22 protein-coding genes are annotated in these 22518 nt (G+C 75.2%); 14 read left to right on the top strand and 8 right to left on the bottom strand.

What is annotated here, in order from left to right:
- The first annotated feature begins 338 nt into the window (after positions 1-338).
- From AC07FJ_RS13485 to AC07FJ_RS13450, 8 genes are read left to right on the top strand one after another with little or no spacing between them, the layout of a single operon-like run.
- Positions 339-1604 (top strand): glycosyltransferase, encoded by a 1266-nt coding sequence (locus AC07FJ_RS13485; protein WP_479048533.1) that lies wholly within the window; start codon positions 339-341, stop codon positions 1602-1604.
- Positions 1601-3043, top strand: a complete 1443-nt coding sequence (locus AC07FJ_RS13480; protein WP_479048531.1) for an exopolysaccharide biosynthesis polyprenyl glycosylphosphotransferase — start codon at positions 1601-1603, stop codon at positions 3041-3043. Before AC07FJ_RS13485 ends, AC07FJ_RS13480 begins: the two co-directional genes overlap by 4 nt.
- Complete coding sequence (locus AC07FJ_RS13475; RefSeq protein WP_479048528.1) at positions 3043-4383, top strand: O-antigen ligase family protein; 1341 nt, start codon at positions 3043-3045, stop codon at positions 4381-4383. The genes AC07FJ_RS13480 and AC07FJ_RS13475 overlap by 1 nt, the downstream gene beginning before the upstream one ends.
- Entirely contained in the window at positions 4292-6142 is a 1851-nt protein-coding gene (locus AC07FJ_RS13470; protein ID WP_479048526.1) for a lipid II flippase MurJ, read from the top strand. The genes AC07FJ_RS13475 and AC07FJ_RS13470 overlap by 92 nt, the downstream gene beginning before the upstream one ends.
- Positions 6111-6842: a polysaccharide deacetylase family protein gene (locus AC07FJ_RS13465; RefSeq protein ID WP_479048524.1), complete on the top strand. Its 732-nt coding sequence runs from the start codon at positions 6111-6113 to the stop codon at positions 6840-6842. Before AC07FJ_RS13470 ends, AC07FJ_RS13465 begins: the two co-directional genes overlap by 32 nt.
- Positions 6839-7966 carry a glycosyltransferase gene (locus AC07FJ_RS13460; RefSeq protein ID WP_479048522.1) on the top strand — a complete coding sequence of 376 codons (1128 nt, stop codon included), beginning with the start codon at positions 6839-6841 and terminating at the stop codon, positions 7964-7966. Before AC07FJ_RS13465 ends, AC07FJ_RS13460 begins: the two co-directional genes overlap by 4 nt.
- A 3-nt stretch (positions 7967-7969) precedes the next feature.
- Entirely contained in the window at positions 7970-8680 is a 711-nt protein-coding gene (locus AC07FJ_RS13455; RefSeq protein ID WP_479048520.1) for a YveK family protein, read from the top strand.
- Complete coding sequence (locus AC07FJ_RS13450; protein ID WP_479048518.1) at positions 8677-9759, top strand: GNAT family N-acetyltransferase; 1083 nt, start codon at positions 8677-8679, stop codon at positions 9757-9759. Before AC07FJ_RS13455 ends, AC07FJ_RS13450 begins: the two co-directional genes overlap by 4 nt.
- Positions 9760-9774: 15 nt before the next feature.
- Here AC07FJ_RS13450 and AC07FJ_RS13445 read toward each other — a convergent pair whose 3' ends face one another.
- From AC07FJ_RS13445 to AC07FJ_RS13430, 4 genes are all read right to left on the bottom strand, one after another.
- Entirely contained in the window at positions 9775-10992 is a 1218-nt protein-coding gene (locus AC07FJ_RS13445; protein WP_479048516.1) for a glycoside hydrolase family 26 protein, read from the bottom strand.
- Between the two features lie 239 nt (positions 10993-11231).
- Entirely contained in the window at positions 11232-11492 is a 261-nt protein-coding gene (locus AC07FJ_RS13440; RefSeq protein WP_479048514.1) for a chaplin, read from the bottom strand.
- 417 nt (positions 11493-11909) lie between these two features.
- Entirely contained in the window at positions 11910-13295 is a 1386-nt protein-coding gene (locus AC07FJ_RS13435) for a cytochrome P450 (protein WP_479048512.1), read from the bottom strand.
- A 118-nt stretch (positions 13296-13413) separates the two neighbouring features.
- Positions 13414-13794, bottom strand: coding sequence for a DUF6479 family protein (locus AC07FJ_RS13430; RefSeq protein WP_479048511.1), 381 nt, complete (start codon positions 13792-13794; stop codon positions 13414-13416).
- 177 nt (positions 13795-13971) lie between these two features.
- Here AC07FJ_RS13430 and AC07FJ_RS13425 point away from each other — a divergent pair, with 177 nt between their 5' ends.
- Together AC07FJ_RS13425 and AC07FJ_RS13420 are read left to right on the top strand one after the other, a co-directional pair.
- Complete coding sequence (locus AC07FJ_RS13425; protein WP_073756949.1) at positions 13972-14358, top strand: rodlin; 387 nt, start codon at positions 13972-13974, stop codon at positions 14356-14358.
- Between the two features lie 159 nt (positions 14359-14517).
- Entirely contained in the window at positions 14518-14904 is a 387-nt protein-coding gene (locus tag AC07FJ_RS13420; protein WP_479048508.1) for a rodlin, read from the top strand.
- A gap of 120 nt (positions 14905-15024) precedes the next feature.
- On the opposite strand, the gene AC07FJ_RS13415 is transcribed toward AC07FJ_RS13420, so the two are convergent.
- The gene (locus AC07FJ_RS13415; RefSeq protein WP_479048506.1) at positions 15025-16710 is read right to left on the bottom strand and encodes a bifunctional 3'-5' exonuclease/DNA polymerase; all 1686 of its coding nucleotides are present in this window, start codon (positions 16708-16710) and stop codon (positions 15025-15027) included.
- Positions 16711-16793: 83 nt separating this feature from the next.
- Between AC07FJ_RS13415 and AC07FJ_RS13410 the strand changes: the two genes are divergently transcribed.
- From AC07FJ_RS13410 to AC07FJ_RS13400, 3 genes are all read left to right on the top strand, one after another.
- Positions 16794-17369, top strand: coding sequence for a TetR/AcrR family transcriptional regulator (locus AC07FJ_RS13410; RefSeq protein WP_361425853.1), 576 nt, complete (start codon positions 16794-16796; stop codon positions 17367-17369).
- Positions 17370-17499: 130 nt separating this feature from the next.
- A complete protein-coding gene (locus tag AC07FJ_RS13405; RefSeq protein ID WP_479048504.1) occupies positions 17500-18627 on the top strand; it encodes a DUF2786 domain-containing protein in 1128 nt (375 codons plus the stop codon).
- Between the two features lie 536 nt (positions 18628-19163).
- On the top strand, positions 19164-21197 hold the full coding sequence (locus AC07FJ_RS13400) for an FUSC family protein (RefSeq protein ID WP_479048502.1): 2034 nt from the start codon (positions 19164-19166) through the stop codon (positions 21195-21197).
- Here AC07FJ_RS13400 and AC07FJ_RS13395 read toward each other — a convergent pair.
- Genes AC07FJ_RS13395 through rpmB form a run of 3 tightly spaced genes read right to left on the bottom strand, consistent with a single transcriptional unit; the run spans position 21194 to position 22273 of the window.
- Positions 21194-21694 carry a hypothetical protein gene (locus AC07FJ_RS13395; RefSeq protein WP_479048500.1) on the bottom strand — a complete coding sequence of 167 codons (501 nt, stop codon included), beginning with the start codon at positions 21692-21694 and terminating at the stop codon, positions 21194-21196. The two genes, AC07FJ_RS13400 and AC07FJ_RS13395, sit on opposite strands and share 4 nt — an antisense overlap.
- 37 nt (positions 21695-21731) lie before the next feature.
- Positions 21732-22037 carry a 30S ribosomal protein S14 gene (gene rpsN, locus AC07FJ_RS13390; protein WP_361428625.1) on the bottom strand — a complete coding sequence of 102 codons (306 nt, stop codon included), beginning with the start codon at positions 22035-22037 and terminating at the stop codon, positions 21732-21734.
- On the bottom strand, positions 22037-22273 hold the full coding sequence (gene rpmB, locus AC07FJ_RS13385) for a 50S ribosomal protein L28 (RefSeq protein WP_361428623.1): 237 nt from the start codon (positions 22271-22273) through the stop codon (positions 22037-22039). The genes rpsN and rpmB overlap by 1 nt, the downstream gene beginning before the upstream one ends.
- Positions 22274-22346: 73 nt before the next feature.
- On the opposite strand from rpmB, the gene rpmG reads away from it, so the two are divergent.
- Complete coding sequence (gene rpmG, locus AC07FJ_RS13380) at positions 22347-22511, top strand: 50S ribosomal protein L33 (RefSeq protein WP_003999141.1); 165 nt, start codon at positions 22347-22349, stop codon at positions 22509-22511.
- The last annotated feature ends 7 nt before the right edge of the window (positions 22512-22518 follow it).

The following is a 22518-nucleotide window of genomic DNA, read 5'->3' as shown; positions in this document are numbered from 1 at the left end:
TGCCCGGCTACATCAACAACGCCTCACCATTTCCCCGGTTGCGCTACCGAACGGGTGAACCGTCGGACCGGCACGCGGGTGACGCGGCACGCCGCGCGTGGTGAAAAGCGCCTGGAAAGTCGGACGTTGGGGTGACCGTGTTTCACGTCCTTCGTCAGTCCGGTTGTTGAGTTATAACGTTCTTGCTCGAATCCTTCCCGGATCCTCCATATTCGGCGCGCTTTGACATGGTGCAGCGGAGCAGCTCGCCGATCTCGCGAAATTCGCGCGCGCTTCGACAGCGCCGACCCCCTCACTGCCACCCGATTCGTCAAAAGGCTTCGTAGAAAGGGTCACGCGTGCGTCTTCCTTTCACCGCACTGCATGTTGTCCAGCCCGGCGACGGTGGGGTGGCCCGGGTGGTCACCGACGTGGTCGGCGCGCAAGTGGCCCGGGGAATGCGGGTGGCCGTGGCGTGCCCGCCCGACGGGCCGCTGGCGGTGGCGGTACGCGCCGCGGGCGGCGAGGTGCACCCCTGGCGCGCGGGCCGGGACCCGGGGTGGCGGCTGCCCGCCGAATGCCGCCGCGTCGCGGAGATCGTCGAGCTCGTACGGCCGGACCTGGTGCACGCGCACAGCGCGAAGGCGGGGCTCGCGGCCCGGCTCGCCGTACGCGGCCGCGTCCCCACCGTTCACCAGCCGCACGCCTGGTCCTTCGAGGCGGTCGGCGGACTGACGGGTGCGCTCGCCCGGCACTGGGAGCGGTGGGCGGCCGCCCGTTGGACCGACCGCGTCGTCTGCGTGAGCGAGGCCGAGCGGGAGCGGGGCGTCCGGGCCGGGGTCCGGGCGTCGTGGTGCGTGGTCCGCAACGGCGTCGACGTGGCGAGGTTCGCCGGCGGCGCCGGCACGCCCGGGTGCGCCGGCGGCGCCGACGAGGAGGATCGATTCAGCCCAAGTGACGGCGGTGTGCGGGACGGTGGTGTGCGGGACGGTGGTGTGCGCGGCGACGCCACGCGGGGCGGCGGTTCGCGGCAGGTGCCCGTGCCGCCACCCGTCACGGCGTCGCCGCTCGTCGTGTGCGTGGGGCGGCTCTGCCGGCAGAAGGGGCAGGACGCGCTGCTCCAGGCCTGGCGGACGGTGGTCGAACACGTCCCACGCGCCCACCTCGCCCTCGTCGGTGACGGCCCGTCCGGGCCCGCGCTGCGCGCCGCCGCGCCGCCCGGGGTCACCTTCGCCGGAGCCGTCGACGACCCGGCGCCCTGGTACCGCGCCGCCGACCTCGTCGTCCTGCCGTCCCGCTGGGAGGGCATGGCCCTCGCGCCGCTGGAGGCCATGGCGAGCGGGCGCCCCGTCCTCCTCACCGACGTCGACGGCGCCCGCGAGAGCCTGCCGCCCGGCCAGGAGGCGCACTGCCTCGTACCGCCGGACGACCCCGACGCGCTGGCCGCCGCCCTGATCAGGCTCCTCCAGCGGCCGCTCCTGCGCCGGACCCTGGCCCGCCGGGCCCAGCACCACGTACGCGACGCCTTCGACGTGCGCCGCGTCGGGGCCGCCCTCGCGGACGTGTACGACGAGGTGACCGCGCGGCGCTGCCCGCCCGTGCTCCGAGAGCCGGTCGCCCGGTGACCGCGGAGACCGAGAGCACCCGTTCCGCCGCCCCCGTCACCGTCGGGCCGCCCCGGGCGGCGGCCGACCGCGTACCCGTCGGCGGGCCGCCCCGGCGGCTCCGCGCCGAGCCGCCGTTCACGGCGTCGCTGGTCGCCGTGGACTGCGTCGCCGTCCTGCTGGGCGCCCTGCTGCTCACCGCCGAGCAGCGCGACTCCGCCCTCCTGATGCAGCTCACCCTCGGCGTGGCGGCGCTCAACGCGCACGCCGGGCTGTACCGGTCCGCCGCCTTGGCCCCCGTCCCCTCCGTACTCGACGAACTGCCCGCCCTCGCCGCGCGCGCCGCCGTCGCGTGGTGCGCGGCCGCCGCGCTGCTCGCCGCGCAGGCGCCGGACCGCGCCCTCGGGCCGGCGGCGCTGACGTCGGCGTACGCCCTGCACCTGGCGTGCGTGACCGGGTGCCGCGCCGCCCTCCACCACCGGCGGCGCCGCGCCGCGCGCGCCCACCCGCGCTCCGTGCTCGTCGTCGGGCCCGCCGCGGCCGCGCGGCGCCTCGCGGGCACGCTGGCCCGGCACCCGGAGTACGGCATCCGGCCGGTCGGCATCGTCGCCACCGGCGGCATCGGCGGCGGTGCCGACGGTGCGCAGCACGAGCTGTCGCCGCTCCCGGAGCTCACCACGACCGAGGAGATCCACCGGGCCGTCATCCAGAACGGTGTCGGCGACGCCGTCTTCACCGGCCCGGCGGCCGAGCTCGTCGCGCTCTTCAGCCGGTACGGCTGCGCCAGCTGGCAGGCCGCGGCCGACCCCGGCCGCGACACCGCGATGCACCGGCACCTGTGGGGCTTCGCCTGCCGCCGCCTCGACGTGCCGCACGAGCGCCGCGCGCCGCTCGCCAAGCGGATCCTGGACGTGTCCGTCGCCGCGCCGATGCTGCTCGTCCTGGCGCCGCTCCTGCTGCTGTGCGCCGCCGCCATCCGGGTCTCGGACGGGCCCGGGGTCCTCTTCCGCCAGGAGCGGGTCGGCAAGGACGGCCGGCTGTTCACGCTGCTGAAGTTCCGCACCCTCCGCCCGGCCGACGAGATCGAGGCCGCCACCCGCTGGAGCGTCGCCGACGACGAGCGGATGAGCGCCGTCGGCGCCTTCCTGCGCCGCACCTCGCTCGACGAGCTGCCGCAGCTGTGGAACGTGCTGCGCGGCGACATGAGCCTGGTGGGCCCGCGTCCCGAGCGGCCGTACTTCGTCGCCGAGTTCAGCCGCGCCCACCCCGGTTACGCGGCACGCCACCGGATGCCCGTGGGGCTGACCGGCCTCGCCCAGGTGCACGGGCTGCGCGGGGACACCTCCATCGAGGACCGGTGCCGCTTCGACAACCACTACATCGACCACTGGTCCCTCTGGCAGGACGTGTGCATCCTGCTGCGCACGGCGGCCTCCCTGTTCCGCCCGGCGGGCAGCTGATGCCGGTACCCGGGTGGGCACCGCTCGTGCCGCTGCCGGCCGTCGTCGCGCTGCTCGTCGTACCCCCCGGCGCCCGCGAGGGGGGCACGCTCGCCGACCTGGCGTCCGCCGTCCTCGTCGTCTTCTGCGTCGTCCGCGTCGTACGCGCCCGGGCGCGGCCGCTGGACCGGGTGGCGGCCGTCGTCCTCGGGCTGCCCGTGGTGGGCGTGTGCGCGGCGGCCGTCACGGCCCACGACCCGGTCGGCGCGCTGCCCGGCGTCGTCCGCTACCTCCAGGTCTTCGTGCTCGTACCGGCGGCCGTGGTGCTGCTCGTACGCGACCGCCGGGACTTCGCGCTCGTCGGCTGGGCGATGGTCGGGCTCGCGCTCGTGGAGGGCGCGGTCGGCGTCGTCCAGTACGCGACCGGCACCGGCGCCTCGTACCAGGGCGAGGACGTACGGGCGGTGGGGACCTTCGGGCCCACGGACGTGATGGGCATGGCGACGGTCGTCGCGTACGGGCTGGTGGTCGCGCTCGGCATCGCGCTCGGGGCGCCGGACCGCCGGGCGCGCGTCGCCGCGGGGGTCTGCTGCGGGCTGCTGGTGGTGCCGCTCGCGGTGTCGTTCAGCCGGGGCGCGTGGATCGCGACCGTACTCGCCTGTGGGCTGCAGCTGGCCCTGGCCGGCGTACGCAGGGCCGTGCGGATCGGGCTCGCGGCGGCGGCGCTGGGCGTGGTCCTGGTCGCGGGGTTCGGCGTCGGGTCGCGGATGCTGGAGGAGCGGGTGGCGAGCATCTCGCAGGTCGCGGCGGCGCCGGACCAGTCCGTCACCGACCGGTACGCCCTGTGGGCGGCGGCGGCCTCGATGTGGCGCGACGAGCCGGTCACGGGGGTGGGGCTGAAAGGCTTCCCGGAGTACCGCGACGGGCACGCCTCGCTCGCGCTCTCGTCGGGGAGCGACACCGCGGGTGCGGGCCAGGGCTTCACCCGGCAGCCGCTGCTGTCGCCGCACAACATGTACCTGCTCGTCCTCGCCGAGCAGGGGCTGCTGGGCGTGGTGACCGTGGTGGGGAGCTGGCTGGCGCTGCTGGTGTGCGCGCTGCGGAGGAGCGCCGCGCTGGCCGGGGCCGCCGCCTGCCGGTCGGTCGCGGTCGGGCTGCTGGTCTGGCAGCTCGTCGACTTCGCGTACGCCGACATCGGCGGGCCCTCGACGGTCCTGACGGCGGTGGCGCTGGGGCTCGCCGCCCGGTGGGCGCTGAGGCCCTTCCAGGATGCCGGAGGGGCGGCCGGCGGGGTGGGCGGCGGAGCCATCGGCGGGGCGGTCGGCCGGGCGGTCGGCGGGGCGGTGGTGGCGCGTGGCTGACGACGCACCGCGCCCCCAGGCCGTCGCGCTCGCCGGGCCCGAGACCGAGATCGAGACCGAGGCCGGGCCCGAGACCGGGACCGAGGCCGGGCCCGCGGACCCCGCCCCGTGGCGGCCGTCGAACCGCCTGCTCGCCCGCGCGGCGCTGCTCACGGCCGTGCTGACGGCGGCGGGCGCGGTCTTCGGGCTGGTCCGGGACCAGCTGCTCGCGCACACCTTCGGGGCCGGCACGGACACGGACGCGTTCCTCGTCGCGTGGACGGTGCCGGAGTTCGCCGCCACGCTGCTCATCGAGGACGCGATGGCGCTCATCCTGGTGCCGGCCTTCAGCGGCGCCCTGGCCCGGCGCGCCCTCGGGCAGGACACCGATCCGGTCCGCGCGCTGGTCCGGGCCACCCTGCCGAAGGCGGTCCTCGGCATGGGCGTGGCCGCCGGGCTCACGGTGCTGGCGGCGCCCTGGCTCGTACCCGTACTGGCCCCCGGGCTGCCGCAGCAGGCGCTCGCGGTCGACTGCACGCGGCTCACGGCGACGTGCGTGCTCACCTTCACGCTGGCCGGGTACTGCAGCGCGGCCCTGCGCGCCCACGGGCGGTTCCTGCCGCCGGCCGCGATCAACGTCGCGTACAACGCCGGCATCATCACGGCGGTCGTGCTGCTCGGCGCCCGGTGGGGGGTGCGCGCGGCGGCGTTCGGCGTCGCGGCGGGCGGGGCGCTGATGGTGCTGGTCCAGGGGCCGTCGCTGTGGCGGCAGTTGTGGGGGAAGGCGAGCGGCCGCACCGCTTCCACGGGGCGTACGACCGGTGCGCGCGCCGGCGGGCTCGTCGTCGCGCTGCTCGCACCCGTGATCGTCTTCGCGGTGACCCGCCAGTCGCAGGTCCTGGTCGAGCGGTTCCTCGCCGCGCCGCTGCCCGCCGGGGCGATCTCGCACCTCAACTACGCGCAGAAGGTCGCGCAGTTGCCGATGGTCCTCTCGCTGATGATGTCGACCGTCACCTTCCCCGTCGTGGCGCGCGCGATGGCGGCGGGCGACACCGGCACCGCGCGCCGCCGGGCCGAGCACGACCTGCTGCTCGCGGGCGTCATCGTGCTCGCCGGGGCCGCGACCGTCATCGCCGCCGCCCCTCAGATCGTGGAACTGCTCTTCCAGCGGGGTGCGTTCGACCACGCGGACACCGCCGCCACCGCCGCCGTCATGCGGGTGTACGCGCTGGGGCTGCTCGGCCACACGCTCGTGAGCGCGCTGGTCCGGTGCTACTTCTCCGCCTCCGTGCCCCTCTGGTACCCGGCCGTCGTCATGACCGTCGGCGTCACCGTGACCGCCGCCGCCGGGCTCGTCCTCGTCGGCCCCTGGGGCGCGGCGGGCATCGCCGCCGGCAACGCCCTCGGCATCACGCTCTCCGCCGCCCTCCTCCTGCTCGGGGTCCGCAGGCAGAGCATCCCGCTCGACACCGCCCGCCTCGTACGGGGCCTCGGCAGGCTCACCGCGGCCGCCGCCGTCGCCACCGCGGCGGGGTGGTCGTGCGCGGCCGGCCCGCCGCTCCTGGCGGCCCCGCTGGCGCTCGTCGCCACCGCCGCCGTCTTCCTCGCCACCGCCGGCCTGCTGCGCGCGCCGGTGGTCCCGTCCCTGATCCGCTCCCTGACCCGAACCGTCCGTACCGCTGCGCGGAGGCCCGCCCATGCCCCCTCGGAAACCCCGGAGCCCCCGGAACCCACGCCCGTGGATCGCGATGTACCACTCCATCGACGACACCACCGATGACCCGTACCAGATCACCGTCTCCCCGGCCCGTCTCGACCGCCAGCTGCGCTGGTTGCGCGACCGCGGCCTGCGCGGCGTCGGCGTGCGGCAACTGCTGCTGTACGCCGCCCGGCACGGTGACACGCGGGGCCTGGTCGGCCTGACCTTCGACGACGGGTACGCCGACTTCCTGGAGCACGCCGTCCCGATCCTGCGCCGCCACGACTGCACGGCCACCGTCTTCGTCCTCCCCGGGCGGCTCGGCGGCGACAACGCCTGGGACCCGCGCGGCCCGCGCAAGCCGCTGCTCACCGAGGCGGGCATCCGCCGCTGCGCCGCCGCCGGGATGGAGGTCGCCTCGCACGGGTTGCGGCACGTCTCGCTGACGTCCGCCCGCGACGCCGTCGTGCGCGAGGAGGTCGCCGACAGCAGGGAGCTGCTCCGTACGATCACGGGCAGGGCCCCGGAGGGCTTCTGCTACCCGTACGGCCACCTCGACGTCCGCGTGGCGGCGGCCGTACGGGAGGCGGGGTACGCGTACGGCTGCGCCATCGACCCGCCGGCGGAGCCGGCCGGCGTGCTCGCGCTGCCCCGGGTGCACATCGGGGAGCGGGACGGCGGCTGGCGGCTGCACGCCAAGCGCCGCCTGCACGCGGTACGGCGCGCCGCGGTGGACCTCGCGGAGCTCACCACCCTCGCCGACCCGGTCCCGGTGCCGTGACCGGCCCCGCCGCCCGGCCCCTCAAGGTCCTCCACGTCATCACCGGCCTCGGCATCGGCGGCGCCGAGCAGCAACTGCGCCTGCTGCTCCCGCACATGCGCCACGCCGCCACCAGCCGTGTCGTCACGCTCACCAACCCGGGCCCGGTCGCCGACGCCCTGCGCGCCGACGGCTTCCCCGTCGCGCACCTCGGCATGCGCGGCAACCGCGACCTGACCGCTCTGCCGCGCCTCGCCCGGCTGATCCGGCACGGCGGGTACGACGTCGTCCACACGCACCTGTACCGGGCGTGCCTGTACGGGCGGATCGCCGCCCGGCTGGCCGGGGTGCGCACGGTCGTCGCCACCGAGCACTCGCTGGGCGCGGACCAGATCGAGGGCCGGCCGCTCAGCGCCGGCGCCCGGACCCTGTACCTGGCCGGCGAGCGGCTCGGCACGGCGACGGTCGCCGTCTCCGACGCGGTCGCGCGGCGCCTGACCGCGTGGGGCGTGCCCCCCGCGCGCGTGCGGACCGTGCCGAACGGCATCGACGCCGCCCGCTTCGCCTTCGACCCGCGCGCGCGGCGGGCGGCGCGGCGGCGGCTGGGCCTGGCGCCGGACGCGTACGTCGTCGGCGGGGTGGGCCGCCTGGTGCCGGGCAAGCGGTTCGACACGCTGATCCGCGCACTGGCCGACCTGCCGCCGGAGGCCCGGCTGCTGCTGGTCGGCGAGGGGGAGCAGCGGGCGGCGCTGGAGCGGCTGGCCGGGGAGTGCGGGGTCGCGGAGCGGGTGGTCTGGGCGGGGGCGGTGTCCCGCGGGCTGCCGGAGCTGCTGTCGGCGATGGACGTCTTCGTGTCGGTGTCGGCGGACGAGGCCTTCGGGCTCGCGTGCGTCGAGGCGCTGGCCGCCGGGCTGCCCGTGCGGTACGTGGCGTGCCCCGCGCTGGACGGCCTGCCGCCCGGCGAGGCGCCGGGGGCGCGGCGGATCGGCGGGTCGGTCGCCGAGGTGGCCGCCGAGGTGGCCGCCGCGCTGGACGTCCGTCCCCGGGAGCGGCTCCCCGTACCCGCCGCCGTACACCGCTACGACATCGCGCGCACCGCGCGGAGGCTGCTGTCCCTGTACGACGAACTATCGCGAAGTGAGTGAACGATGACCCCTCATTCCCTTGTCGTACGCCGGGTGATCGGCTGGCTGACCAGACTGAGGAGCACCGTCCTGAGGAGCACCGTGGCGAAGGCCCGCAGCCGCCGGTGGTTCGTTCCCGCGGCCGTGCTGCTGGGCATCGCCTTCGGTGGCGCGTACGGCCTGCTGAAGACGCCGGAGTACGCGGCGACCAGCCATGTCGTCGTCGTGGCGACCGAGGGGTCCGACCCGGCCGGGGCGATGGGGCTCGCGCAGGCGTACGGGCGGGTCGCCGCCGACATCGCGGTCACCGGCGACGCCCAGGTGGAGGCGGGCGTGACGGCGGGCACCCTGCGCGCGAGCGTCCAGGCGGCGACCTCGCCCGACGCGCCGATGATCTCGCTGACGGGACGGGCGGCGGACCCGGCGACCGCGGCCGCCCTCGCCGACAGCGTGGCGAGGGCCCTCGTACGGAAGGGCGGCCACACCGAGGAGAGCACCGGAGTGAAGGTGCTGCAGTTCACCCGGGCGGCCCGGCCGACGAGCCCGGTCTCGCCGTCCGCGCCGCTCGCCGCGCTCGTCGGCGGCTGCGCGGGCGGGCTGCTGGGCGGGCTGGCGCTGCTGACCCGGCCGCGCGGGGGCCGGGGTGCGGGGCGCGACCGGCACCCGGCCCTGCCCGGCCCGGTGCCGCCGCCGGCGCCGCATCCGTCGGCCGCCACGCGGCCGGAGGCGGTATGAGCTGGGAGACGACCGTCTGCCGGGACGGCGAGGAGTTCGGCCGGCTCGCGGACGAGTGGGCGGACCTGTACCGGCGGTGCGAGGCCGCCACCCCGTTCCAGGCGCACTCCTGGCTGCACTCGTGGTGGGTGTCGTACGGCACCCCGGGCCGCCTCCGCCTCGTCCTGGTACGCCGGCACGGGCGGCTCGTCGCGGCGGCGCCGCTGCGGCTGGTGCCCGGCCCGGTGCCGGTGCTGACCCATCTGGGCGGGACCATCACCGACTTCTCGGACGTCCTGGTCGACGACGCGTGCGCGCAGGCCGTGCCCGAGCTGGCCCGGGCGCTCGGCGCCCTCACCCGTACCGCCGTGCTGGACCTGCGGGAGGTACGCGCGGGGGCGGCCGCCGAGCGGGTCTACGCGTGCTGGCGCGGCCCGCGGCGCAGGCTGCCCGACTCCATCTGCCTGGAGCTGCCCGCTCTCACCATCGACGGATTGGTCGAGCGCCTCCCGTCGGCACGGGCGCAGCGGTCCCGTTCCAAGCTGCGCAAGATCGACAGGCTCGGCGTCCAGCAGCGTGTCGTCCCGGCCGCGGAGGTACCGGTGGCGCTGCGGCGGCTCCTGCTCCTGCACCGGCGGCAGTGGGCGGGGCGCGGGGTGACGGCGGAGCACCTCAGCGCCCGGTTCGCCGAGCACCTCGAACGGGCCGTGCGGCCGATGGTCGAGTCGGGCAACGCCATGGTGACGGAGTTCCGCATCGGCGGTGACGTGGTCGCCGCCGACCTCACCCTGATGTCGCCGCGCCTGTGCGGCGCCTATCTGTACGGGGCCGATCCCGCGCTGCGCGCCGGCAAGGTGGACGTGACGACGATGCTGCTGCGCAACTGCGCGACCGAGTGCAGCGCGAACGGCCGGGCCACGCTCAGCCTGCTGCGCGGCACGGAGCCGTACAAGCGCCAGTGGCGCCCGGCGCCCGTCCGCAACCAGCGGCTGCTGCTGGCGCGCCGCCGGATGGCCCCCGCCCTGCTGCTGCGGGCGGCGTACGCGGGCGTCCGCGGCTGGGCTGCGGACGTGGCGCGCGAGCGGCGCGGCGAGGGCTGAGCGGGCGTCCGGGCGTCAGGCCCGGCTGAAGTGCACCCACTCGACGGGGACGCAGAGCGTGGTGCCGAGCCATTGGCGGATCCACGGGCCGAGGTCCATCACCCGGCACGGGGGCGGGGCCGGTGTCACGGGCGGTCCCGGTTCGACGGGCACCGGCTTGGGCTCCACCGGCTCCGGCGGGGGCGTCGCCCCGCCCCCGGGCTCGGTCTCGTCGGGCTTCGGCTGAGGCCTGGGCAGCGACAGCTTCGTACGGAACACCTCCGACGACCTCGGATTGTCGTCACACTGCCAGACGCCGTGCGGGCAGTAGTCCGTGATGGTGTGGTACAGCGGTTTGTGCTCGTCGATCCACTCCAGCATCCGCCGCATGAACTCGGGATTGTCGCCGTTGCGGAACAGGCCCCACTCGGGGTATGAGATCGGCTTTCCGTGAGCGGCGGCGAATTCCACGTGATGGCGCAGCCCGTAAGGCTGCTCGACCATGTCGTCGAAGGTCTCGCCGGGCGGCTGGTCGTAGGAGTCCATCCCCACGATGTCGACGACGTCGTCGCCGGGGTAGCACGCGGTCCACGGAACGGCGTCCGTCCCGCGGCTCGGCGCGAAGTCGAACCGGAACCGCTGGCCCGGCACGGCCCGCATGGCGGTGACGATGCGGCGCCAGTACGTCTTCCACGCCTCCGGGTCCGGCCCGCACCGGTGCGTGTACGTGATGCCGTTCATCTCCCACCCCACGACGAGGACGGTGTCCGGCGCCCCCAGCCGGACGAGCCGCTCGGCGAGCGTCCGGAAGTGGTGGTCGAACGCCCCGGCCGCGCCGAGCCGCAGCATCTGCCGCACGACCGGGTCCGGCAGGTGGTCCTCGTTGCGGGGCAGCATGGGGACGTTGAGCACGAACAGCCGGTCCTCGCGGGCGCGCCGCCACTCCGCCCACGGCTGCAGGAACCCGGGAAGGCCCTCGATGTTGCTCCACAGGTCACCCGGCAGGTAAGTGTGCCCGACCCGCAGCTCGGTGCCGCCGAGCCACCGCTGCAGCTCCGTCATCCGCCGGATCCCGGGCGGCCCGTAGTGCAGGTACGCGCCCAGCGCCGGGGCCGGTGCCGGAGAGGGGGCCGGCGGCTCGGCGGCGTGGGCCGGAGGCGTCACGAAGGCTCCCGAGAAGACTCCTGGGACAAGGAGACCGGCGGCGAGCGCCGTCGGCCATGTACGCGTTCTCCGCTTTTTCCGATCGGCCATGTCTGCTCCTTCGCGCGGCACGGTACCGGGGCCGTCCGTCGGATGGATCAAAAGTATGACCAAGGGGCCGATCGGGAATGCGGGTCCGCCTTTCCGTAGACCGTTGGTGGAATTCATCGCCCGCTTGGGGCAGCGGAGCCCCGCGGACGCACGAAGCCGGCCCCGGATCAAGCGTCCGGGACCGGCTTCGGATCTCGCTGACCGATCGGGGCAGAGGCGCTACATCACGCCCGCCGCGCTCACTTCTCCTTGTCGGAGCCGTCCTTCGAGGAGTTGATGCAGACGTTCCCGAAGGCCGGGTTGAGCAGGCCGACGATGTTGATCGTGTTGCCGCAGATGTTGATCGGCACGTGAATCGGCACCTGGACGACGTTGCCAGAGAGGATCCCCGGGCTGTTGGCGGCGACACCGTTGGCCTCGGCGTCAGCGGCGGCGGGCGCGGCCGCGCCCAGCGCCATGACCAGACCGACGATGGCCACCGCAGCCTTCTTGCACTTCATAGTTCGGCTTCCTTTCCGCAGGAGGAAGTCATGCCACGGATCTCGTGACGATCGAGCCCGTGATGAGGGGCTCGGCTTCCACTGCGAAAATCAGAACGAATGTGAAAGCGGAAAGGCGTCATTGAGGCTGATTTCCGCACTGATTCACTCGAATGCGAACCATGTGCCCCGACGAATGGCTCAACGACTGGGCCAGACGGGGCGGGAGATCAGGGCCTGCCATTCGTGGTCCGGTACTCCGGGCACCGCACGCCCCTGTGCTCTCCACTCACGCATCAGCGTGGAATAGAGGGGCGACGGTTCGGTCCCCGCCGCCTGCCTGCTCTGCGGAATGAGGGGTACGCGCTGCCATTTCCCGGAGCGAGGAGCCATGCCGGACCTTTCCGTTCACAGCCGTGGCGAGGCTCTCGCATCATGTCACAGCCACCCGCGCGAAATGTGCGGAAGTGCCACAAAGCGCAGGCCGAAGTGGTCGAGGGTGCGGGGCAGCGGCCGGTCGGGCCGCAGCAGGCCGGGCCGGTACGGCAGGTAGGCGTGGCGCTCCAGCAGCGCGGCGAGCGTCGTCGAGGCGACCAGCAGCACCAGGTCCTGGCCGGGGCACTCGCCGGGGCCCGCGCTGAACGGCATCAGCGCCTCGGTGTCCTGCGCGGTCCCGTCCAGCCAGATCTCCGGCGTGAAGCGGTCGGAGTACGGCAGGGCCTCGTCCCGGTGGAAGAGCGGCGCGTAGATGAGGAACTCCGTCCCGCGCGGCAGGGTCTGGCCACCCCAGACGGTGTCGCGGACCGACTCGCGCACGAGGAACGGCGTGGTCGGCCACAGCCGTACGGACTCCAGGACGCAGGCCCGCGTGTACGGCAGCAGGTGCGGCTCCGTGAGGTCGGTGACGGCCAGTTCGCCGCGGACCTGTCCCGTCTGCGGCTCGTGCGTGGCGAGCACGGCGAGGGTGCGGAACGCCGCGACGCCCGCCGCGTCGAAGGCCGACAGCCAGTGCGGCACCTGCCCCACCGGGTCCGCGGCCCCGGCGCCCGCGCCCTCCGCCGCCCTCGCGATCTCCACGGCGAGGCTGCCGGGTTCCGCGTGGTCCAGGTGGTCGCGCAGCCGGCGCTCGAAACGGTCCCGGAGCCCGGCCGGCGCCCGGGTGGAGCGCAGCCGCCCCAGCGCCGCGCCGAGGCCGGTGTCGTCGCGGGCGGCGTCACCGAGCACGACGCGCCGCGCGGTGCGGTCCCACGCCTCCCGGAACGCGCTCCAGCCGATCTCGCCGTCCCCGGCGGTGGTCGCGCCGAGCAGCCGCCCGGTCTCCTCCCGTACCGCCCGTACGAAGTGCGGAGCCAGGCTGTGCAGCTGCTGGCCGTACTCCAGGACGCCTTCGTTGAACGCGCGCCGCTCGTAGCGCCGCGTCCCGTGCGAGGTCAGCACCCCGTGGGGCTGGAAGTGCGCCGCCGCGGCGCTGCCCGGGCGGCCGGCGGGGGAGTACGGGTCCGGCGTGCCGTCCAGGACGTGCCGGGCGTCCCCGGCGTCGAGTACGACCGCGAGGCGCCGCCCGGCCAGGTCGAGCCGCAGGGGGCCGGGGCCGTAACGGTCGCGCAGCGCGGTGAGGAGCCCGGTCGCGCGCCGGTCGACGGCGTACCGCTCGGCCAGCGCCATCCCGGCGCGGCGCCGGACGGCGAGGCCCGTGGCGAGGGCCGGTGCGATGACCTGCGCGGCGATCCGCGCGGCGTCCCGCCCGTCGGCCCGCGCGGGCGGGTGCGCCGGGCGCGCCCCGACGTCCGTACCGGGGCCGCGGGCGGGGTCCGTGCTGGGCATGCCCCCCGGGTGCCCGTGCGGGCCACCGCGAAACGATGCCGGATCGACCCCGCCCGCGGTGGTCCGGGCGGGGTCGATCCGAGGTGGCCGGAGGCCGGACGGCCGGGAGGGGGAGCGGTCAGCCGCCCGTGGTGGGGCCGCCGCTGCCGAAGCCGCCGCTGGGCGCGCCGCGCCACTTGTGGTCGTGCTCGGTGCGCGGTGACGTGTCCGGCTCCGTGTTCTCGTGCTTCAGCTCGTACGGCATCACCCGGTCCTCACGCTCGGCCAGCTCGGCGGGCTTGCGGTAGCCCTCGGCCTCGCCCGGCAGGCCCGCGTCCGCCGGCCGGTGCGGCTGGTCGGCCGGGTTGGGCGGGGCCGGCTCCCGCGACCGGATGCGCCGCCCCAGCCAGAAGGCGCCGATCAGGAAGCCGACGAGGATGATCCCGGCGACCAGCGGGCCGATCCCCACAAGATGGTCCCTCTCGGCCAATTCCATGCTGTGCGTGATGAGAGCGTCCATACCGGATGTGTACCCGCTGAGGACGGGGTCAGACAAAGACAAAACTATGGTCGTAAAAACGGTGAGTCCGTCTTTTCGTGATTGAGCTCTTCGAGTGACAACGCGCAACTGAAACCGCGCTGGGCTGTTGATCAGGGCGACCCAAGTACACGGGTCTCTCGACGAGAAGGATGGACCATGATCAAGAAGGTTCTGGCTACCGCCGGCGTGGCTGCGGCCGTCCTGGGCGCCTCCGCGCCGATGGCCGCCGCCGTGGGTGACCGCGGGGTCGACACGCAGAACGGCAACTTCGCCACGCAGTCGTACGGCAACACCTACACCGGCGGTTACATGAGCCCGCAGATCGGGCTCATCCAGGGGTCGCTCAACAAGCCCTGCATCGCTGTGCCCATCGAGGACGTGCAGAACATCGTGGCCCTCATCAACATCGGTGTTCAGGACATCCTCAGCGACCAGCAGAACCAGCAGTGCGCGGAGAACTCCACGGCGGTCAAGGGCGACGCCCCGCTGTCGCACATCCTCGAGGACGTGCTCTCGGAGAACGCCTCCGCCTCCGTCGACTAAGAGTGTGGCCACCGGCCCGCGCGACGTCCGCGCGGGCCGGTCCCCTCTGCGGCCACCACGGCCGCACTCCCGAAGACTTCAGCAACCGCATGGCGCCCTCCCCGAGTGGGCGCGGCAGGACGACCCGAGCAGCGGGTCTCTCGACGAGAAGGATGGACCATGATCAAGAAGGTTCTGGCTACCGCCGGCATGGCCGCGGTCGTCCTGGGCGCCTCCGCGCCGATGGCCTCCGCCACGGGCGACCGCGGGGTCGACACGCAGAACGGCAACTTTTCGAAGCAGGTGTACGGCAACACCGTCACCGGTGGCCACATGAGCCCGCAGGTGGGCCTCATTCAGGGGACGCTCAACAAGCCCTGCATCGCCGTGCCCATCGAGGACGTGCAGAACATCGTGGCCCTCATCAACATCGGTGTTCAGGACATCCTCAGCGACCAGCAGAACCAGCAGTGCACGGAGAACTCCACGGCGGTCAAGGGTGACTCCGCTCTGTCGCACATCCTCGAGGACGTCATCTCCGAGAACTTCAGCGCGTCCGTCGACTGACGCAGGCGCAGCCTTCCGGTGTGACCACCAGGGCGGGCCCCGCATCCGAATCCACGGATGCGGGGCCCGCCCCGTTGCGCAACCCGGTGTACGACCCGGGCCGACGGCCGGGCGCGGTGCTCACTTCGCGTCGGCGTAGCACTCCACCGTCGCCGTCGTGAACGGAAACCGCACCGGTGTCTCCCCGAAGGCGACCCGCCCGGCCGTGTCCCCGGCCGCGCGGATCGCTTCCGCGACCGCCGGGGCCTCCTCGGCCGGGCAGTGCACGATCACCTCGTCGTGCTGGAAGAACACCAGCTCGGCCCGCATGCCCGCCAGCGACCGGCGCAGCGCGGCCAGCATCAGCAGCGCCCAGTCGGCGGCGCTGCCCTGCACCACGAAGTTCCGGGTGAACCGGCCGCGCGCGCGGGCGTTCACCGAGGCGTAGCCCGGGGTGAACTCGCCGTCGGACACCGGTTCCTCGGTGCCCTCCTGGGGGAGGCCCGCCTCGTCCGCCTCGGCCGCGCCCGCCGCGCGGGGGCTCGTCCGGCCGAGCCAGGTGCGCACCAGCCGCCCCTCCTCGCCCGCCTTCGCCGCGTCGTCCACGTACGCCACCGCCCGGGGGAAGCGGCGGCGCAGCGCCGCCAGGTTCTTCAGGCCGTCGCCGCTGGTCTGTCCGTAGATCGCGCCGAGCAGCGCCAGCTTGGCGTGCGTCCGGTCGCCGGAGAAGGCGCGGTCGGACAGGCGCGTGTAGAGGTCGTCGTCGTGGCCCGCCACCTCCATCAGGCCCGGGTCGCGGGAGATGGCCGCCAGCACGCGGGGCTCCATCTGGTCCGCGTCCGCCACCACCAGCCGCCACCCCTCGTCGGCGACGACCGCGCGGCGGATCACCCGGGGGATCTGGAGCGCCCCGCCGCCGTTGGTCGTCCAGCGGCCGCTGACCGTGCCGCCCGGTACGTACTCCGGGCGGAAGCGGCCATCGTGCACCCAGTCCTGGAGCCAGCCCCAGCCGTGGGCCGTCCAGATCCGGTACAGCTTCTTGTACGCGAGGAGCGGCTCGACCGCCGGGTGGTCGAGCTTCGCGAGCTCCCAGCGGCGCGTCGAGCGCACCTTGATCCCCGCCTCCGCGAACGCCTTGACCACCTCGGCGGGCAGGTCCGGGCGCACCCGGCGCCCGAACGCCGCCGACACCTCGTCCGCGAGCTCCGCCAGCCGGCGCGGCTCGCCCCCGCCCGCGTACCGCTCGCCCAGGAGCTCACGCAGCAGCGCCCGGTGCACGTCGGCCCGCCACGGCAGGCCGGCCCGGGGCATCTCCGTGGCCACCAACCACCCCGCCGACTCGGCCGCGGTCAGCAACCGCATCCGGCCCGGGTGCTCGGCGGCCTCGTGTCGTCGCCCCTGGTCCGCGTACACCTCCAGCAGGGCCTCGAAGGGGAGCGCCGACGGCCGCGGCTCGAACAGCGGCGCCTGCGAACCGGGCTCGGCGGCCCTCGGCGGCGGATCGGACGGCACGGGCAGGCCGTGCAGCCGCGCCCACGCCGCGGCCGCGGAGCGCGGCTCCCCGAGGCGCCCCTCGTGGCCGAGCAGCAGCTGCTCGGCGGCCTCGATGTCGTAACACCGCTCCACCCGGACGCCGGCGGCCAGCAGCCGGGGGTGGAGCGCGGACGTGGAGCGCCACACCCAGCGGCCGACGTGCGGGCGCGAGCGCACCGCCTCGACGAGGTCCGGCTCGGTCAGCACGGGCCCGGCGGGCAGGCCGTCGCGCCCGAGGGGGGCGAGCCGCGCCCCGCCGCCCTCGGTGCCGTCGACGAGCCAGCGTTCGTTCACACCGGCGAGTCTCGCACCCGGCACCGACAATCCCGGGTGCCGGTAAGGTGGCGCGGAATTCCGGGACGGACGAAGGGTGACTCATGGCGCGTGCCGGGCTGACGGCCGACCGGCTGACGCGGGCGGCGGCGGATCTGGCGGACGAGGTGGGCCTGGACAAGGTCACCGTGTCGGCCCTGGCGCGGAGCTTCGGAGTCAAGGACGCGAGCCTGTACTCGCACGTCAAGAGCCTCGCCGACCTGCGCACGCGGGTCGCGGTCCTCGCCGCACGCGAGTTCGCCGACCGTCTCACGGCCGCGGTGGCCGGCCGCGCGGGCGGCGACGCGCTGCGGGCCTTCGCCGACGCGTACCGGGCCTTCGCCCTGGAGCACCCCGGGCGGTACGCGGCGTACCAGCTGCGGCTGGACCCGGCCGTGCTCGCCGAGTCGCCCGGCCACCTGCGCTCCATCGAGACCACCACCGCCGTGCTGAGCGGCTACGGGCTGACCGAGCCGGACCTCACGGACGCGGTCCGGCTGCTGCGCAGCACCTTCCACGGCTGGGCCGGCATCGAGGCGGCGTCGGGCTTCGCCCACCCGCGCGACGTCGACGCGTCCTGGCGGCGCGCGGTCGACGCGCTGGACGCGGTGCTGTCCCGCTGGCCGGCGCCCGCGGCCTGACGGCGGTTGTCAGTGGTGGCTGCGACCATGGTGTCCGGTGGTGAAGCGGCTGGTGAGGAGGCGCGTCGATGGCGGTGGGGCACACGGGCGGACGGGCGCGGGTGAGCCGGGCCGTCGGTGAGCGGCGGCCATGAGCACCGCGGTCGACAAGGCGCTGGCCGCCGCCCTGTACGCCGAGGGTGACGCGGCCCTCGACACCGGCGCGTCCCTGCTCGCCGCCGAGCCCGCCGCCGACGCGGAGCTGGCGCGGCGCGGCGAGGAGTTCGTACGCCGGGCCTGGCAGCGCGGCTGGCAGCCCGCCGACGTCGTCCGGCTGGTGCGGCGTGATCTCGACGAGCACCATGTGCGGCTGGTGTCGGAGCTGATCGCCGCCGAGGCCCGGGCGTACGCCGACCCGCCGCCCCGCTGGGCCGCGCAGCTCGCCGAGCTGCCCGCCGGCCCCGCGTGGCGCGCCGACCGCTTCTCGTACGCCACGGCCGTGCTGGAGCTGTACCGGCTGCTGGCCCGGCTGCCCGCGATCGAGCCGGTCGGCCCCGCGCCGGGCGCCGCCGTGCCACACACGGTCCCGGTGCACGGCGAGCCGCGCATGCTCGCCCGAATCCGGGCGCTGCTCGCCAAGGCGGAGGCGACGGGGTACCCGGAGGAGGCGGAGGCGTTCACCGCGAAGGCGCAGGAGCTGATGGCGCGCCACAGCCTCGACGAGGCGGCGCTCGCGGCGCGCACGCACAGCGCGGACGCGCCCGCCGCGATACGGATCGGCGTCGACGCGCCGTACGAGACCGCGAAGGCGATCCTGCTGGACGCCGTCGCGGCGGCGAACCACTGCCGGGCCGTGTGGAACGAGGCCTTCGGCTTCTCGACGGTCGTCGGCTACGAACCGGACCTGGACGTCGTCGAGCTCCTCTACACCTCGCTGCTGGTGCAGGGCACGGGCGCGATGACGAAGGCGGAGGCCGGGCAGAGGGCGGGCGGACGGAAGCGGACGAAGACGTTCCGGCAGGCGTTCCTGCTGGCGTACGCGCAGCGGATAGGCGACCGGCTGGCGGCCACGTCGCGCCGCGTCGCCGCCGGCGAACCGACGCTGCTGCCGGTCCTGGCCGCGCGGGACGTGGCGGTGACGGCGCAGACGGACCGGATGTTCCCGGCGACGACGACCACGCGCGTGCGCGGTGCGGTGGACGCGGCGGGCTGGGAACACGGCCGCGACGCGGCCGACCGGGCCCGGACCGACCCTCCGGGAGGCGCGCTGCCCCGCTAGGCGTGCCTGGTGTGTGGTGGCACGCGTCCGGTGGGGCTTCGCCTGGTGTGGTGGCTTGCGTCCGGTGGGGCTCTGCCTGGGGTGTGGTGGTTCGCGTCCGGTGGGGTTCTGCCTGGGGTGTGGTGGTTCGCGTCCGGTGGGGTTCTGCCTGGGGTGTGGTGGTTCGCGTCCGGTGGGGTTCTGCCTGGGGTGTGGTGGCTCGTGCCGGTGGGGTTCTGTCTGGCGTGGCGGCACGCGTCCGGTGGGGCGCTGCCTGGTGTGTTCGCGCCGCCGCGGCGCTGTCCCTGTCGCGCCGCGCTTGCTGCCCGGTGGCTGGGTTTCCGCTGCGCGGTGGCTTGCGTCCGGTGGGCTTCGGGCGGGTGCCGGGGGTTCCGGTGGGGGGTGGTCGGACTCTCGTTCACCGCGCTTCGCGCGAGTTCGGTCGTTTGACGTCCGACCGCCCCCCACGCTCCACCCCCGACCCCTCACGCGGGGGGTCGTTTCCGCCGCGGGTGCGTGTGTCCGGTATATGGCGGTATGCCGTTACCCTCGTCCCCATGACCTGGCTCCGCGCGCTCAAGGCGACCGCCCGTGCGGGGCTCACGGTGGAGCGGCGCAGGCTGGAGCCGCTGATCGCGCTGCGGGGAGCCGCCGGGCTGGCGCTGGTCGTCGGGGCGAGCCTCGCGGCGTTCGGGACCACCGTGGCGGTGAGTTCGGCGTTCGGGGCGTTCCAGGCCGCGGTCGCCACGTTCCAGCGCAGCTGGCGGCCGCGGCCGACGCTGGCGCTCGCGTCCGGGGTGAGCCTCGCCGTGTCGACCTTCGTGGGCTACCTGACGGCCGCTCACCCGGTGCTGTTCCTCTGCCTGCTGGTCGCGTGGACGTTCCTCGCCGGTCTCGCGTGGGTCGCCGGGCCCACGGCCGGGGTCATCGCGTCGTCGAACGTCGCCATCATGCTGGTCACCGTCACCCTCCCCACCTCCGTCGCCGCCGCGGCCGGCCACGCGCTCGTCATCGCCGCCGGCGGGCTCGTCCAGGCCGCGCTCATCGTGCTCGTGCCCCTCCGCCGCTGGGGCCCGCACCGCGACGCGCTCGCCGACGCGCTGGCCGCCGAAGCCGACTACGCGCGGCGGCTGCGGCACGATCCGCTGGCGCCCTTCGACCCGGTGCCGCTCATGACGGCCCGCAGCGCCGCCGCCGTCACCCGCCGCCAGGCCCGCCGCCGGCCGGCCGAGCTGCACGGGGCGCGCGGGCTCGCCGAGCGCATTCGGCCGGTGCTCGCCTCGCTCGCCGACCCGGCGATCGGCGTCCCGCGCGAGGGTCCGCAGCGCGCGCGGGTGCGCGAGCTCCTCGACGCCGCCGGGGCCGTGCTCGACACCGCCGCCGGCGCGATCCGCCACGGCCGCCCGGCCGCCATCCCGCCCGCCGCCCTCGCCGCGCTCCGCACCCCCGACACCGGGGCGATCCTCACCGGACCGGCCCGCCGGGCGGCCGTCCGCCTCGCCGCGCTCCTGGAGGACGTCGTCGAGACGGCGGCGCCCAGCGGCCGGGCCGAACCGGGCGAGGCGCGCTCGCGCCCCTCGCTCCTGAGCCTGCTGCCCGGTGTCCTGCGCGACCTCCGGGGCGAACTGCGCGGCGGCTCGCCCGTCTTCCGGCACGCCGTGCGCGTCTCGGCCGTCGCCGGGCTCGGGTACCTCCTCGGTACGGCGCTGCCCCTCGGGCACGGCTACTGGGCGCCGATGGCCGCCGTCATGGCCATGCGCCCCGACTTCACGCAGACCTACGCCCGCGCGGTGGCCCGCTTCTGCGGCACCCTGCTCGGCGTGGCGCTGGCCACCGCCGTCGTGCGGACCACGACCCCGGGCACGTACACCTCCGCCGCGCTCGCCGTGGCCTGCGCCTTCGGGATGTTCCTGCTGATGCGCACGGGCTACGCCGCCGCGCAGGTCTGCGTCTCGGCGTACGTCGTCTTCCTACTCGGCATGGGCGGCGAGAGCTGGGACCAGACCGTCCCGGAGCGGGTGCTGCTGACGCTGCTCGGCGGGGTGCTGGCGATGGTGGCGTACGCCGTGTACCCGGCGTGGGAGACGCCCCGGCTGCGCGCCCGGCTCGCCGACTGGCTGGCGGCGGACGGGCGGTACGCCGCCTGCGTGCTCGCCCACTACGCGCACCCGGCCGCCGGCCGCGACGCCGCCGACGTACGCGAGGCCGTGCTCGCCACCCGTACCGCCCGGGTCGCCTGGCAGGAGGCCCATGCGCGCGCCACCCACGAACCGGTCAGGCACCGGGGCCTGTCCCACACCGCCGCCGACGGCGCGGAGCAGGCCCTCGCGCAACTGGGCCGGGCCACGATGCTGATGGAGGCCCACCTCCCGGACCGCGACGCCGCCCCGCTCCCCGCGGCCGCCGCCCTCGCGGACGCGCTGCGCCGCGCGACCGAACGCGGCGCCAAGGACATCCGCGAGGGCCGCGTACCGCGCTGGGACGAGGTCCGGGCCGGGGACGACGAGGTCCCCGAGCCGGTGGTACGCGAGGGGGTGCGCCTGCTGCGCGAGGCGCTGGAGTCGCTCTCCGACGCCCTGCGCGCCCCCTAGGGCTGTGGCGGCAGGGACGGCAGTGACGTCGGGACGTTCTCCCCGGTCGGCGCCTTGGTGAGGGTGTCCGTCGTGCCGCTCTCCCACGTCACGACGAGCTTCCCGCCCCCGGCCTCCCGCGCGGTGCCGCGCGCCCGGCCGGTGTCGCCGTCCCGGCACTTGACCGTCAGGGACACCGCGCCCGGCCCCGCGTCCCTCGCGGAGCCCTGACAGAGCCGGGACTCCGCGAGGACGACGACGTGACCCTTCTTGACGGTGAGGTTCACGGCCTTGCCGTCGGTGACGCCGAGCCACGCGCCTTCGAGGGCCGGGGCGGGCGGGGGCGTGTCCGGGGACGCGGCGGGGGAGGACGGCGTGGTGGCCGCGTCGCCGTCGGCCTTCCCCTGGCCGTCGCCCGTGTCCGCGCCGCCGCCGCCGCCGCAGCCGGTCAGGGCGAGCGCGGCCACGCAGCCGGTCGCCGTGACGGCCGTGTTCCGTACGAGCCTCTGTACGTTCACGCCGTCAAGCTACCAGCCGGTACGCGCCGTTGGCGTGCTACCAGGAGGACTTGCGCACCCCCGGCAGGAACCCGGCGTGCGCCTGCTGCCGCACGTTCACCCGCGACATGCCGAACTTCCGCAGGTGACCGCGCGGCCGCCCGTCCACGCTGTCCCGGTTGCGTACGCGCGTGGCGCTGGCGTCGCGCGGCTGGCGGCGCAGCTCCGCCTGGGCGGCGAGGCGGTCGGCCTCCGGCGTCGAGGGGCGGCGGATGAGCGCCTTCAGCTCGGCGCGCCGGGCCGCGTACCGCTCGACGACCGTCTTGCGCTGCTCGTTGCGCGCGATCTTGCTCTTCTTCGCCATCAGACCTTCACCCCGCGGGCGCGGATGCGGGCCACCGCCGCCTCGATGCCGATGGCGTCGACGGTCTTGATGCCCTTGGTGGACAGGGTCAGCCGGACGTACCGGCCCTCGCTCGGCAGCCAGTAGCGCTTGCGCTGGATGTTGGGGTCGAAGCGGCGTGACGTACGCCGGTGCGAGTGCGAGATGCGGTTGCCGAAGCCCGGCTGGGCGCCGGTCAGCTGGCAGTGGGCGGACAAGGTGACCTACCTCTCGTGAGCCTTCCAAGACTGTGGCTTGGTAATGGAAACCATTTTCACATACTCTCGCCGCATGGCCCGCAACGAACTCCGACCGGTCATCAAGCTCCGGTCCACCGCCGGCACCGGCTACACCTACGTGACCCGCAAGAACCGCCGTAACGACCCCGACCGCATGACGCTGCGCAAGTACGACCCGGTCGTCGGGCGGCACGTCGACTTCCGAGAGGAGCGCTGAGCCCAGC

The sequence above is a fragment of the Streptomyces sp. NPDC045998 genome, assembly GCF_056430285.1.
The sequence above is the reverse complement of the archived record's forward strand: the minus strand, read 5'-3'. Positions and strand labels throughout refer to the sequence as shown.

Bases quoted from the DNA above. Each gene is read 5' to 3' on its own strand.
- AC07FJ_RS13475 (WP_479048528.1), top strand. From the start codon at position 3,043: ATGCCGGTACCCGGGTGGGCACCGCTCGTGCCGCTGCCGGCCGTCGTC.
- AC07FJ_RS13470 (WP_479048526.1), top strand. From the start codon at position 4,292: ATGCCGGAGGGGCGGCCGGCGGGGTGGGCGGCGGAGCCATCGGCGGGG.
- AC07FJ_RS13465 (WP_479048524.1), top strand. From the start codon at position 6,111: ATGTACCACTCCATCGACGACACCACCGATGACCCGTACCAGATCACC.
- AC07FJ_RS13455 (WP_479048520.1), top strand. From the start codon at position 7,970: ATGACCCCTCATTCCCTTGTCGTACGCCGGGTGATCGGCTGGCTGACC.
- AC07FJ_RS13450 (WP_479048518.1), top strand. From the start codon at position 8,677: ATGAGCTGGGAGACGACCGTCTGCCGGGACGGCGAGGAGTTCGGCCGG.
- AC07FJ_RS13445 (WP_479048516.1), bottom strand. From the start codon at position 10,992: ATGGCCGATCGGAAAAAGCGGAGAACGCGTACATGGCCGACGGCGCTC.
- AC07FJ_RS13440 (WP_479048514.1), bottom strand. From the start codon at position 11,492: ATGAAGTGCAAGAAGGCTGCGGTGGCCATCGTCGGTCTGGTCATGGCG.
- AC07FJ_RS13435 (WP_479048512.1), bottom strand. From the start codon at position 13,295: ATGCCCAGCACGGACCCCGCCCGCGGCCCCGGTACGGACGTCGGGGCG.
- AC07FJ_RS13430 (WP_479048511.1), bottom strand. From the start codon at position 13,794: ATGGACGCTCTCATCACGCACAGCATGGAATTGGCCGAGAGGGACCAT.
- AC07FJ_RS13425 (WP_073756949.1), top strand. From the start codon at position 13,972: ATGATCAAGAAGGTTCTGGCTACCGCCGGCGTGGCTGCGGCCGTCCTG.
- AC07FJ_RS13420 (WP_479048508.1), top strand. From the start codon at position 14,518: ATGATCAAGAAGGTTCTGGCTACCGCCGGCATGGCCGCGGTCGTCCTG.
- AC07FJ_RS13410 (WP_361425853.1), top strand. From the start codon at position 16,794: ATGGCGCGTGCCGGGCTGACGGCCGACCGGCTGACGCGGGCGGCGGCG.
- AC07FJ_RS13405 (WP_479048504.1), top strand. From the start codon at position 17,500: ATGAGCACCGCGGTCGACAAGGCGCTGGCCGCCGCCCTGTACGCCGAG.
- AC07FJ_RS13400 (WP_479048502.1), top strand. From the start codon at position 19,164: ATGACCTGGCTCCGCGCGCTCAAGGCGACCGCCCGTGCGGGGCTCACG.
- rpsN (WP_361428625.1), bottom strand. From the start codon at position 22,037: ATGGCGAAGAAGAGCAAGATCGCGCGCAACGAGCAGCGCAAGACGGTC.
- rpmG (WP_003999141.1), top strand. From the start codon at position 22,347: ATGGCCCGCAACGAACTCCGACCGGTCATCAAGCTCCGGTCCACCGCC.